The organism is Frankia canadensis, from assembly GCF_900197875.1.
Lineage (GTDB): Bacteria > Actinomycetota > Actinomycetes > Frankiales > Frankiaceae > Frankia > Frankia canadensis.
Map to the genome: position 1 here is coordinate 19,142 of NZ_FZMO01000530.1, position 12,551 is coordinate 31,692.

Annotated in this window: 11 protein-coding genes; 9 read left to right on the forward strand and 2 right to left on the reverse strand. The window is 73.2% G+C overall.

Annotated elements, in window-relative coordinates; all coding sequences use genetic code 11:
- Positions 1 to 64: 64 nt before the first annotated feature.
- The 4 genes from ctaE to qcrB are packed head-to-tail and all read left to right on the forward strand — an operon-like array spanning position 65 to position 4,429.
- On the forward strand, positions 65 to 703 hold the full coding sequence (gene ctaE / locus C1A33_RS28660; protein ID WP_101835010.1) for an aa3-type cytochrome oxidase subunit III: 639 nt from the start codon (positions 65 to 67) through the stop codon (positions 701 to 703).
- Positions 704 to 708: 5 nt separating this feature from the next.
- Positions 709 to 1,659, forward strand: a complete 951-nt coding sequence (qcrC, locus tag C1A33_RS28665) for a cytochrome bc1 complex diheme cytochrome c subunit (RefSeq protein WP_101835029.1) — start codon at positions 709 to 711, stop codon at positions 1,657 to 1,659.
- On the forward strand, positions 1,656 to 2,867 hold the full coding sequence (qcrA, locus tag C1A33_RS28670; RefSeq protein WP_101835012.1) for a cytochrome bc1 complex Rieske iron-sulfur subunit: 1,212 nt from the start codon (positions 1,656 to 1,658) through the stop codon (positions 2,865 to 2,867). Before qcrC ends, qcrA begins: the two co-directional genes overlap by 4 nt.
- On the forward strand, positions 2,864 to 4,429 hold the full coding sequence (gene qcrB / locus C1A33_RS28675; protein WP_101835014.1) for a cytochrome bc1 complex cytochrome b subunit: 1,566 nt from the start codon (positions 2,864 to 2,866) through the stop codon (positions 4,427 to 4,429). Before qcrA ends, qcrB begins: the two co-directional genes overlap by 4 nt.
- 53 nt (positions 4,430 to 4,482) lie before the next feature.
- On the opposite strand, the gene C1A33_RS28680 is transcribed toward qcrB, so the two are convergent.
- Positions 4,483 to 6,336 (reverse strand): DEDD exonuclease domain-containing protein, encoded by a 1,854-nt coding sequence (locus C1A33_RS28680; protein ID WP_243408032.1) that lies wholly within the window; start codon positions 6,334 to 6,336, stop codon positions 4,483 to 4,485.
- Positions 6,337 to 6,528: 192 nt separating this feature from the next.
- Here C1A33_RS28680 and C1A33_RS28685 point away from each other — a divergent pair, with 192 nt between their 5' ends.
- Positions 6,529 to 6,942: a VOC family protein gene (locus tag C1A33_RS28685; RefSeq protein ID WP_101835018.1), complete on the forward strand. Its 414-nt coding sequence runs from the start codon at positions 6,529 to 6,531 to the stop codon at positions 6,940 to 6,942.
- Between the two features lie 62 nt (positions 6,943 to 7,004).
- Positions 7,005 to 7,400, forward strand: a complete 396-nt coding sequence (locus C1A33_RS28690) for an HIT family protein (protein ID WP_101835020.1) — start codon at positions 7,005 to 7,007, stop codon at positions 7,398 to 7,400.
- Between the two features lie 80 nt (positions 7,401 to 7,480).
- Here the strand turns inward: C1A33_RS28690 and C1A33_RS28695 are convergent, their stop codons facing one another.
- Positions 7,481 to 8,743, reverse strand: a complete 1,263-nt coding sequence (locus tag C1A33_RS28695; protein WP_101835022.1) for a DUF4352 domain-containing protein — start codon at positions 8,741 to 8,743, stop codon at positions 7,481 to 7,483.
- A 455-nt stretch (positions 8,744 to 9,198) separates the two neighbouring features.
- Between C1A33_RS28695 and C1A33_RS28700 the strand changes: the two genes are divergently transcribed.
- The 3 genes from C1A33_RS28700 (at position 9,199) to C1A33_RS28710 (ending at position 12,148) form a co-directional block, all read left to right on the forward strand.
- Positions 9,199 to 10,509 (forward strand): NYN domain-containing protein, encoded by a 1,311-nt coding sequence (locus tag C1A33_RS28700; RefSeq protein ID WP_101835023.1) that lies wholly within the window; start codon positions 9,199 to 9,201, stop codon positions 10,507 to 10,509.
- A gap of 155 nt (positions 10,510 to 10,664) precedes the next feature.
- Positions 10,665 to 10,907, forward strand: coding sequence for a hypothetical protein (locus tag C1A33_RS28705; protein WP_101835025.1), 243 nt, complete (start codon positions 10,665 to 10,667; stop codon positions 10,905 to 10,907).
- 50 nt (positions 10,908 to 10,957) lie between these two features.
- Positions 10,958 to 12,148, forward strand: a complete 1,191-nt coding sequence (locus C1A33_RS28710; protein WP_101835026.1) for a glycosyltransferase family 4 protein — start codon at positions 10,958 to 10,960, stop codon at positions 12,146 to 12,148.
- Positions 12,149 to 12,551: the final 403 nt, after the last annotated feature.

The window sequence follows — 12,551 nt, forward strand, 5'->3', positions numbered from 1 at the left end:
TCGACGAGTCGTAGTCCTACCGAACGTCGAACCTACGGTGGCGCCTGCGCCGACGCGTGCCAGAATGACCGACGTGGCCTCAGCCCCCGTCCTCGAGAAGGCTCCTCCACCACACCCGACGGCCAACCGTCCCTCGATGGTCTCGGTCGGCACGGTCGTGTGGCTGTCGTCGGAGCTGATGTTCTTCGCGTCCCTGTTCGCGATGTACTTCACGATCCGCTCGGTCAACAGCGGCAACTGGCCGCCGGTCACCGGCGACCCCGCCGGTTCCGAGCACGGGCCCGTGGAGCTGCACGTCGGGTACGCGCTGTTCTTCACCGTGATCCTGGTGCTCTCCAGCGTCACCTGCCAGCTCGGTGTGTTCGCCGCCGAGCGCGGTGACGTGTTCGGGCTGCGCCGCTGGTATCTGATCTCCCTGATCATGGGGCTGATCTTCGTCGGCGGCCAGGCGAACGAGTACTTCGGCGAGAACAAGTTCACGATGGCGTCGCATGCCTACGGGTCGGTGTACTACCTGACCACCGGCTTCCACGGCCTGCACGTCATCGGTGGTCTCGTCGCGTTCGTCATGGTGCTGGGCCGGTCCACGTATGGGCGTTTCACGCCGGAGAAGGCGACATCGGCGATCGTCGTGTCGTACTACTGGCACTTTGTCGACGTCGTCTGGATCGCCCTTTTTGCGACCATCTACCTCCTCCAGTGAGCGACATGACTGAATCCTCGGGCACCTCGCCGGACACCCCGCCGGAACCCACGTCGACCGCGGCCACCGAGCCCGTCGCGGCGGCCGACGACTCGGCGGCACCTGAGCCGGCCGCGACCGCCGCGTCGACCGCGGTAACCCGGCGGCTGGGCCGTCGTCGCGGCGAGCGCGGACCGGGACTGTCCGCGCGCCGCCGCCGCCGTTCCTCGGCGCTCGTGCTGATGTTCGGCCTGCTGGCCACCGGCGTGCTGTGGACGGTCCTCGCGCCCGGCGGCAACGCCGCGCAGCAGACCGACGACAACGCCGCGGTGCGCCAGGGCAGGGCCCTCTACCAGCAGGGCTGCTCCACCTGCCACGGGCTCGGCGCCGGCGGCACCACCACCGGCCCCAGCCTGATCGGCGTCGGCGCCGCCGCCGTCGACTTCCAGGTCTCCACCGGCCGCATGCCGCTGGCGGCGCCGGCCGCGCAGGCCGACCGCAAGCCGACGCTCTACTCCCGGACCCAGATCGACCAGCTCGCGGCGTACATTGACAGCCTCGGCGGTGGACCTGAGGTTCCCAAGGTCACCGATGCGGCGCTGGACGACGCCGACCTGTCGCACGGTGGTGAGCTCTACCGGGCGAACTGCGCGCAGTGCCACCAGGCCGTCGCCCAGGGAGCCCCGCTGACCTACGGCAAGTTCGCCCCCTCGTTGAGCGAGTCCACCCCGACGCAGATCGTCGAGGCCATGCGCACGGGGCCGGAGTCCATGCCGGTCTTCGGTGACCGCCAGATCAACGAGGAGGACGCCGTCGCGGTGGCGGCGTACATCCGGCACCTGAACGACTCGAAGAGCCCGGGTGGCTACAGCCTCGGCAAGTACGGTCCGGTGCCCGAGGGTCTGCTGGGCCTGCTGGTGGGCGTGGGCGGCCTGCTGGCCGTGTGCCTGTGGATCGGAGCGAGGCAGAAGGTATGAGTGACAAGACGGGCCCGGGGACGGCGGGACCGGGCGATCCAGCCGAGTCGGCCGGCAGCGTCTTCGCGCGGTCGAAGCACCCGGTCGACACGGCGGGACGGCCGGTGAAGGGGTCGAACGTCTCGGCCGGCGGGCCGGACGTGCCGGCCGGCACGCACGACGGTCCGGAGGCGCTGGGGACACCGCCGCACCAGACCGACTCCAGCCGCGATCCCGAGACCACGGTGATGCGGCCGGGGGCGCACGGGGGCGGGGTCACCCCGCGGCCGCCGCGGGCGGAGGACGTCGACCACCGGGCCGAGCGCCGCGCCGAGCGGCTGATCGCCTTCTGGTTCATGATCTCGGTCGTCGGCACGGTCGGCTTCGTCATCACGAACTTCGTCGGTGACAAGCACAAGCAGTACTACACGCCGTGCCTGGGCTCGGCCCTCGGCATGGCCGTCGGCGGCCTCGGCATCGGGCTCATCCTGTGGGCCAAGCGGCTGATGCCGCACGAGCATGCGGTCCAGGAGCGGCACGCGTTCACCTCCCCCAAGGAGGAGATCGCGGTCACCGAAGCGGAGATCACCAGCGGCTTCGCCGACACGGGGCTGGCCCGGCATCCGCTGCTGCGCCGCACCCTGCTGGGCGCCGGCACGGTGCTCGGCGGCCTGGTCGTCGTGCCGCTGCTGAACCTGACGAACTCCAAGCCCGGCAAGAAGCTCGACCACACCTCCTGGGTGAAGGGCGCGCGCCTGGTCACCGAGGACGGCCGGTACGTCAAGCTCGGTGACGTGTCCATCGGCGGCATCGAGACGGTCTTCCCGGCCATCCCGGTCACCGCCGCCGACGGCTCGGTGATCTACAAGCCGAAGACCGACCTGCACACCAAGGCGGACAGCACCACGATCCTCATCCGCCTGCCACCGGGGGTGGACCAGCCGCGCAAGGGGCGGGAGAACTGGTCGGTCGACGGCCACGTCGCCTACTCCAAGATCTGCACGCACGCCGGCTGCCCGGTGAGCCTCTACGAGCAGCAGACGCACCACCTGCTCTGCCCCTGCCACCAGTCGGTCTTCGACGTGCGGGACGGGTGCCGGGCGATCTTCGGGCCGGCGAGCCGGTCCCTGCCGCAGCTGGCCATCGCCGCGGACGCGGACGGCTTCCTCCACGCCCGCGACGGTGACTACGACGAGCCCGTCGGTGCAGCCTTCTGGGAGCGCTCATGACAACCGCATCCCCGCCCGAGTTCGTCAAGCGCCCGGGTCCGGTCCGCAAGGCCAACCGGGCCATCGACGACCGGTTCGGCACGCAGGCCGGCCTGCGGCGCAACCTGAACAAGGTGTTCCCCGACCACTGGTCGTTCATGATCGGGGAGATCGCGCTCTACAGCTTCGTCGTCCTGCTGCTGACCGGCATCTACCTCACGCTGTTCTTCGACCCGTCGAACACCGAGATCATCTACAACGGCTCCTACGTGCCCCTCAAGGGCGTGGAGATGAGCCGGGCGTACGCCTCGACGCTGGACATCAGCTTCGACACCCGGGCCGGGCTGGTGTTCCGCCAGATCCACCACTGGGCGGCGCTGGTCTTCGTCGGGTCGATCGTCGTCCACCTGCTGCGGGTGTTCTTCACCGGTGCCTACCGCAAGCCACGTGAGGTCAACTGGCTGATCGGTGTCGGCCTGCTGATCCTCGCCATCCTCGAGGGCTTCGCCGGCTACTCGCTGCCCGACGACCTGCTGTCCGGCACCGGTCTGCGGATCGCCGCGTCGATCGCGCAGTCCATCCCGATCATCGGGACGTGGGCGTCGTTCATGCTGTTCAACGGCGAGTTCCCGGGCGAGAACTTCCTGCCCCGGCTCTACGTGATCCACATCCTGCTGGTGCCGGGTGTCCTGCTGGCGCTGATCGGCGCCCACATGGGCATCCTGTGGCACCAGAAGCACACGGACTTCCCCGGGCCGGGCAAGACCGAGGACAACGTCGTCGGCCACCGGGTGTTCCCGGTGTTCGCGGTGAAGTCCGGCGGGTTCTTCATGATGGTCTTCGCCATGCTCGCGCTGCTCGGCGGCCTGGCGCAGATCAACCCGATCTGGATGTTCGGTCCGTACGACCCGTCGAAGGTGTCCTCGGCGTCCCAGCCCGACTGGTACATCGGCTTCCTCGACGGCTCGACCCGACTGATGCCGCCCTGGGAGTTCCGCGGCCTCGGCCACACGGTCCCCGCGGTGTTCTGGCCGACGGCGGTGTTGCCCGGCATCCTGTTCACGCTGCTGGCGATCTACCCGTTCCTGGAAGCCAGGTTCACCGGCGACACCAAGTCGTACAACCTGCTCCAGCGGCCGCGGGAGGCCCCGACCAGGACCGCGCTCGGGGCGATGTCGATCAGCTTCTACCTGGTCCTGTGGATCTCGGGTGGCAACGACGTCATCGCCAAGACGTTCAGCATCTCGCTGAACGCGATGACCTGGGCCGGCCGCATCGGGCTGATCATCGTTCCGCCGATCGCCTACGCGGTGACGAAGAAGCTCTGCCTGCACCTGCAGGAGAAGGACCACGAGGTCGCCCACCACGGCATCGAGACCGGCATCATCCGGCAGCTGCCGAGCGGCGAGTTCGTGGAGGACCACCGGCCGAAGCCCGAGCCGACGCCCGACCACCCGCTCGTCCCGACCGACCGCTACGCGCTGCCGTCGGCGAACGGGCACGGGGACGGCGACGGCAAGGGACTCGCCCGGCGGGCCGGGAAGGCCGTCAGCGGCTTCTTCGTCGAGGAGAAGGAACACTGAGCCGACGGCCCTGAGCCGGATGGCGCGACCAGCGCCGACGGCACGGACGCAGGTCAGTTGACGGCCGCGGGGCCGGTCCACCCGGGAGGGCGGGCCGGCCCCGCGGCCGTTGCCGTGGAGGCAGCCGCGGCAGGGCCCGCCGTGGTCGAGGCCGTCGCGGTCGGGCTCGGGGTCGGGGTCGCTGCCGTGGCCGGGGTCGCTGCCGTGGTCGGGGCGGCATAGCTGCGGGCGGCCCGCGTCGCGCCGGCTGCCGGCCAGCTCCAGGTGCCGTCGAGGCGCACCAGCCGCACCCCCGAACCGGCCAGCCAGCGGCCGATCCGCTCGGTCTCCTCGACCGACGCGCACGGCGCCGGCCCCGGCCCCGGGCGCACCGTCTCGGCGCTGGCGACCGCGGCGTCCACCCACGGCCGCGGGTCGATCCCGCGCGCGACCGTCACCGCCGACGCCAGCCGGCCGTATCGCACGACGACCAGGTCCCAGCCGGCGTCGGCGGTCGGCGCGGCGGCGACGAGCTCCGGCACCCGGGTGAGCGCCGCCAGCCGCTGCCCGCGGGCGGCGGCGCGCACGAAGGCGATCATCCGGTCGCGGGTGACGGCGGCCTCCTCGTAGCGTTCCTCGGCGGCCAGCCGGTCCATCCGCCTGGTCGCCACGGCGACGACCGGCGCGGGATCGCCGGTGATGGCCGCGCGGGCCGCGGCGACGTGGCGGGCGTAGGCGTCGACGTCCTCCCGCCCGTCACACGGGGCCCCGCAGCGGCCCAGGTCCGCGAGGGCGCAGGCGGGGCGGCGCACCCGCGGCGACAACCGGGGGGTGCACTGGCGCAGCGGCACGGCGGCGAGCAGCGCGTCGGCGGCGTCGTCGGCCTCCCGGACGCTGCCGAACGGGCCGAGGTAGGTGCCGTCGTCGCGGGCGGCGCGCACTCGGGACAGCCGGGGGAACGGCTCGTCGGTGAGCCGGACGTACACGGCACGCTCGGGGAAGCGGGAACGGCGGTTGTACGGCGGCTTGTGCTCGGCGATCAGCCGCAGCTCGCGCACCTCGGCCTCCAGCGCGTGCGCGCAGCCGATCGCGTCGACCCGCTCGGCCAGCGCCACCATCTCGGCCATCCGGGTACGTGGCTCACTGGCGGTGAAGTAGGTGCGCACCCGCGAGCGCACCGACCGCGAGGTGCCGACGTACAGGGCACGCCCGTCGGCGCCGCGGAAGACGTAGACGCCGGGGCCGGTGGGCAGCCCGTCGGCGAGATGCCGCTTGCGCCGCTGGGCCGAGGAGACCCGGGAGCTGTATTCGTGCACCTCCTCCAGGGTGCGCACGCCGAGGTTGCCGAGGCGCTCGAACAGGCCGTGCAGCACGTCGACGGTGGCCTGGGCGTCGGCCAGCGCCCGGTGGCAGGGCGCGGTGGTGCTGCGGAACAGCCGGGCCAGCGTGCCGAGCCGGCAGTCCGGGGCCTCGTCGCGGCTGATCACCCGCCGGGCGACGCGCAGGGTGTCGAGATGCTCCCAGGCGGGCTGCGGGTAGCCGCAGCGCTCGACGGCGGCGCGCAGGAAACCGAGGTCGAACGGCGCGTTGTGGGCGACGAGCACGGCGCCGCGGGCGAACTCCAGGAAGGTCGGCACGACCTCGGCCTCGGCGGGGGCGGTGGCCACCATCGCGTCGGTGATCCCGGTGATCACCGAGACCATCGGCGGGATGCCGGCGCTCGGCCGCACCAGCGTGGACATCTCCGCGAGGATCTCTCCGCCGCGCACCCGCACCGCGCCGATCTCGGTGATCTCGCTGGTCGCCGCCGAGGTGCCGGTCGTCTCCAGGTCGACGACGACGAAGGTGACCTCGGCCAGCGGCCGCCCGAGGTCGTCGAGGCTTGCCTGCCGGGGGCGTGCCTGCGGGGAGGCGGGGTCTGGGCGCACCGGGACACCGTAGGACCGGCCGCCGACAGTTTCCGTCACCGGCGCGCGCGACATCGACCGAGATGACCTGGTTGGCGGGCCTCGGCGGTGACCCGATGTCGACCGTTGTCGAGTCGTCGTGTCTGCGGTCCGCGCCATGTTTCGCCACGCCGGAGACACGCGACCGCCACACGACGGGCCAACCCAGCGGAAATGCGAAATCATGCGCGGGTGGCGTGGTTCGAAACGAACGGGATTCGGGTGGGGCGCGTGGCACTGGACTGTGCGAACGTGGAGGTGATGGTGCGTTTCTGGGCCGCCGCACTGGGCTATGAGGTGGTCCGGCGGGACGGCGACGCGGCGGTGCTGCGCCATCCCGCGGGGGCGGGGCCGAAACTGCTGCTGCGGCCTGGGGCCAGCCGCGGAGGCGGGCCGAGCCGGCTGCATCTCGACCTCTACGCGGTGGACGCGGAGCGGGTCATCGGCTGGCTGTCCACCCTGGGGGCGCGCCGGGTCGGTCGGTACGACGACGACGGCGAGCGCGGATATGTGCTCTCGGATCCGGAGGGCAACGAGTTCCGCGTGATGACGGCCGGGCCAGCGGGTTTCGCCCGACCCTATGTGTGACGTGCGGGCGGGTGCGACGTGTGGCGAAGGCGGAGGAGCCGGTCCCGATAGGGTCGTGAGCCATGCCGAGCGTCTACACCCGGATCATCAATGGCGAGCTGCCGGGGCGCATCGTGTACTCCGACGAGGACACGGTCGCGCTCCTCACGATCGCGCCGATCCGCCCAGGTCACACCCTGGTGGTCCCGCGGGTCGAGATCGACCGATGGATCGACCTGCCCGACGATGTCCAGTCGGCGCTGTGGCTCGCCGCGGCGAAGGTCGGGCGAGCCATCGACAAGGCGTTCCAGCCCCGGCGGGTGGCGGTGATCGTCGGCGGTCTGGAGGTGCCGCACACGCACGTCCACCTGGTGCCCATCGACAATGAGAAGCAGATCACCTTCGCGGCCGCCGACCACGATCCCGATCCGGCGGCGCTGGACGAGGCGGCGGAGCGCATCCGCGCGGCCCTGTCCTGACCGCCCCGTGCTGATCCCCGAGTCCGTGCCGGGCCGGTCCGCGCCGGCACGGACTCGGCGCCGGCGCGGACCGCGGTGGCTCAGAGCTGGAACTTGGCTGTGTCGACCGCGAACAGCGGCTCCCAGTTGAGTACCCCGTGGCCGGGCGGCGCGTCGATGACGACGTTGCCGCGGACCTTCTGGCCGGCCTTCACCGTCGAGGCGGACAGCCGCGGCTCGACGTTGTCATAGCTTCCGTCGTACCGGGTCCCGTCCGGCGTCTGGATGTAGAAGTCCGACGGCGAGGCGGACGTGTCCCCGCGGCTCACCTCGACCGTCACGTTCAGCACGTAGTACGCCCCCTGGGTCGGCGGGTCACCGTAGCTGGTGACCGTGCCGGAGGTGGTGCAGACGCTGTTGAGCGTCACCTTCGCCTCGAAGTCGCTGACCGACGAGTTGGCCTCGCCGACCACGGTGCCGGAGCCGCCGATGCCGGCGACACCCGCCCCCGGAGCCCCCGGCGCGGTCACCGGCACGCAGTTCGACGAACGGACCGGGCTGGTCGCGGTGGGGCTCGGCAGGGTCGGCGTGCTGCCGCCGCCGGGCACGCCCAGCGCCGTCGCCGACGGCAGCGGCACCGGCGAGGTGACATCGTCCTTCTTGTCGTCGCCGCCGACGGCCAGCGCGATCACCACGCCGAGCACGATCGCGGCGACCACCGCCAGCGGAATGATGATCATCAGCGGGTTGCGTCGCGGCCGCGGGGGCTGCGGCCCACCCGGCTGCTGCTGCCAGCCGCCGGGCGGCGGGTAGCCACCCTGCTGGTTCTGCTGGTACGGGTCCGGGCCGGTGCCGGGATAGCCGCCGGGCATCTGGTAGCCCGCGCCGCCCTGGTAGGGGCTGGTGCCGCCGGGCGGGTAGCCGCCCTGCTGCCAACCCCCCTGCTGGCCCTGGGCGCCCCAGCCCTGCTGCTCGGCCCCGGGCTGGCCCCAGCCCTGTTGGTCCGCGCCCGGGGTCTGCTGGCCCCAGCCCTGCTGCGGGTCGGTGCCGGGGACCGGCTGGCCCCAGCCGCCGGCGCCCTGCTGCGGGGGCGGGGGCCACGACTGGTCGGCGCCCGGGCGCGGCCCGGTGCCCCACTGCTGGCCGCCGGGAGCGGGCATCGGCGGCTGCGGTCCGCTGGGCGGCGTACCCCCCGTCCCGGGGGCGGCGCCGGACCAGGCCAGCTGGGTCTTCTCGTCGGACTGGTCGGGCCCGCCGCCGGAGCCGTCGGCGGGCGGCTGGGGCCAGGAGCTGTTGTGCTGGTTCCACGGCTCCTGGCTGCCGCCCCCGCCGGGTGGCTGGTGCGGTGGGTTCTGGTCGGTCACGGTGGTTCCTCTCCGGCGCAGCCAGGGCCGCGTTTGGAAGAAATCGCGCGTAGGGTACGCACCACGCGAGGCTACATAAGCCGACTATCACATGAGACAATGCCCGCCCCGACACGGGTCGGACGGGCGGTGATCCCACACCTGTGGCACGCGCGACCCCTCCTGAGCGGGGCCGTTAGGCTGTACCGTCATCGTTTCTTCCCGTCGGCCCCGGAGTCCCACGTGCCTTGCTGCCTGGCCGATCGGACGGGCCGCGGGCGGCGCGGCCCGTCGTCTCGTCGCCGTCATTCGGATGCTGACGGACATTTCCGGCGCGGATCCCGTCGGACCGACGCGCGGGCGGAGCGGGAGGTGCCGGGGTTCAGGGCGCGGGATCGTGTCCACTTTGCCCCGTCCGGGATAGAACGTGTCGAGACAGTCGGATCCCTGACGAATGTCCGCCGGGGGCGGCGCTGATGAGTGAGCCGCTGCCCGCCGAGGTACGCCGGGCCGTCATCGAGCTCGCCGCGCGGACGCTGGCCGACCTGCCCGAGGCCGAGGTCCCGCCGTCGCTGGTCGCGGTGCGCCGGTTCAAGGAGTCCCGGCGGACCAGGCTGGGGGCCGTGCCGCTGGCCGCCGCGGTCGACGGCGACGTGTTCCGCGGCCGGGTCGCCGAGTGGATCCGCCGGCACCATCCCGAGCTCGCCGAGGCCGTCGAGGCGACGGACGGGCCACCGCCGGCCGCGCCGCCGGAGCGCGTCGCCGCGATCGCCTACCTGCTGCGGGCGCCCGACTGGCCGCAGCTGGTGCGGGCCGCGGCCGACCAGGCATCCCAGGACGAGATCCGGGACCGGGCCGACGAGGCCGAGCGGACCATCCGCCGGCTCTCCGACCAGCTCGAGGCGGGCCAGCGCGCCGCCGCGGCCGAGGCCGAGCAGTTGCGGGAACGGGCCACCGCGGCCCGCACCGACGCCGAGGAGGCCCGGCGCCGGCTGCGCGCGTCCGGTGAGAAGGTGCGCCGGGCGCAGGACGAGGCGCGGGACGCGGTGGTCGCCGCCGAGACGGCCCGCGACGCGGCGCTGGCGGCCGAACGTGACGCCGAGGCGGAGGTGCGCCGGCTGCGGGGGCGGGTCTCCGAGCTGGAGAACGCGCTGGCCGTGGCCCGCCGGGAGACCCGCGACACCCGCAGCGTCGACGACGCCCGGATGCGGGTGCTGCTCGACACCCTGATCGCCTCCGCGCACGGGGTGCGCCGCGAGCTCGACCTGCCCACGATGGTCAGCCGCCCGGCCGATCTGCTCGCCCGCGGCGGCGACGGCCCGAGCAGCGCCCCGCACGCGTTCGTCGGCGCCCGCGGCCGGCCCGACGACGACCCCACCCTCATCGACGAGGTGCTCGCCGTGCCCGGCGTGCATCTGATCGTCGACGGGTACAACGTGACCAAGCGTGGCTATGGCCAGCTCACCCTGCAGGCGCAGCGCGAGCGCCTGCTGTCCGGGCTCGGCGCGCTGGCCGGCCGCAATCCGGACAGCGAGATCACGGCGGTGTTCGACGCGACCGCCGTGGTCGCGCGCCCGGTGGGCGTGACGATGCCGCGTGGCGTGCGGGTGCTGTTCAGCCGGCCCGGCCGGCTGGCCGACGACGAGATCGTCCGGCTGGTGCGGCTGGAGCCCGAGGGCCGGCCGGTCTTCGTCGTCACCTCCGACCGTGAGGTGGCGGACAACAGCACGGCCGCCGGAGCCCGGGCCGTGCCGTCCTCCGCCCTGCTGGCCCGCCTCACCCGCTGAGCCGCATCCCCTCCACCCACTGAGCCGCCTCACCCGCCGAGCGGCTTCACCCGCCGAGCCGCCTCGTCCGACGGCCCGCGCGCACGCTCCCGCCGGGAATTGTCAGACCCGGGTCCTACCGTCGGTGACGTCGGGATATCGGGAAGGTGAGTGCGATGTTGATCGACTGCGACTCCTGTGTCGCGCGCGGCGCTCGGTGCGCCGGCTGCGTCGTCACTGTCATGTTCGCCGGCGCGGATCGCCCGGGCGCCGCCGCGAGCCCTGGGTGGGACGCGGAGGAGTTCCGCGCCCTCGGGGTGCTGGCCGCCGCGGGCCTGCTGCCGCCGCCGGGAGAGATGGCCGGTTCGGTGCTGGAGCGCACCGCCCGGCTGCTCCCGCCACCGCGTCGCGCCGGCTGAACGCGCCGCCCGGCGGGTGGCCGCGGGGGCCGGTGCGGCACGATGGGGCCATGCGGGTCCTGGCCGTGACGAACGACTTTCCCCCGCGCCCCGGCGGGATCCAGGCCTACGTGCACAACTTCGTCTCCCGGCTGCCGGCGGGCGAGGTCGTGGTCTACGCGCCGGCCTGGTCCGGGGCGCCCGAGTTCGACGCCGCGCAGCCGTTCCCGGTGGTGCGCCACCGCACGTCGCTGATGCTGCCGACCCGGGACGTGCTGCGCCGTGCCCGGGAGATCGCCCGTGCCGAGGGCTGCGACACCGTCTGGTTCGGTGCCGCCGCCCCGCTCGGCCTGCTGGGCGACCGGCTGCGCCGCGAGACGGCGGTGCGCCGGGTGCTGGCGAGCACGCACGGCCACGAGGTCGGCTGGGCGGCGCTGCCGGCGGCGCGCCAGCTGCTGCGGCGCATCGGCGGGGCGGCGGATGTCGTCACCTATCTCACCGACTACACCCGGCTGCGGATCGGCCCTGCCCTCGGCACCCATCCGACGCTCGCCCGGTTGCCCAGCGGGGTCGACGCGGCGCTGTACCGCCCGGGCGTCGGGCGCGAGGAAATCCGCCGCCGGTACGGGCTGGGCGGGCGCCCGGTGGTGGTGTGCGTGAGCCGGCTCGTGCCCCGCAAGGGCCAGGACGTGCTGGTCCGCGTCCTGCCGGCGCTGCGTCGCCGGGTACCGGGCGCGGCCCTGCTGATCGTCGGCGGCGGCCCGTACCGCAAGGACCTGGAGCGGCTCGCCCGCGAGGTCGACGTGGCGGACCACGTGACGTTCACCGGCTCGGTGCCGTGGGAGGAGCTGCCCGCCCACTACGCGGCCGGGGACGTGTTCGCCATGCCATGCCGGTCCCGGCTCGGCGGGCTGGAGGTCGAGGGCCTGGGCATCGTCTACCTGGAGGCGTCGGCGACGGGCCTGCCGGTGGTCGCCGGGCGCAGCGGCGGCGCGCCCGACGCGGTGCTCGACGGGCGCACCGGCCTCGTCGTGGACGGCAGCGGCGTCGACGAGGTCGCGGCCGCCGTCGGCGACCTGCTTGCCGACCCGGACCTGGCCGCGTCGATGGGCGCAGCCGGCCGCGCCTGGGTGGAGCTGCGCTGGCGCTGGGACGTCCTGGCCGCCCAGCTGCGCACCCTGCTGGTCGGCACGGGCACCGGCATCGACACCGGCATCGACACCGGCATCGACACCGGCACCGCGAACGGCGCCGACAGCTAGGCCGTGCCTCGGGTCGCGATCTTTGTGTCGGCCTGTCGCGCCAGCGGTTCGAGGCCGTTCGCGGCCGGCGGTCCGTGACAGCGTTCTGACACCGTCACGGCGTTCTCTGCCAGAAACCTAGGGACAAACCGGACACGACACACCAGGAAACTGGCATCACGCCGCCTTCCCCGGCGGCCACTTCCCCTCCACGGGAAGTCCCCCGCCTCCTCGGCGTTCCAGGTCGCCACCCACACCGAAGTTGATCATGAACGGGTGGTGTCGGGGCGCCGTAGACGGGAGGCGGGCGGACGCGTCCACACGAGGACGGCCCGAGAGATCACAACTTGACACGCGGCCTAGCCCTGTCTTCCGCACGTTCGTGTGGTGAGACAGCTACGTGGTTGATTGTTCGGATCGGGTC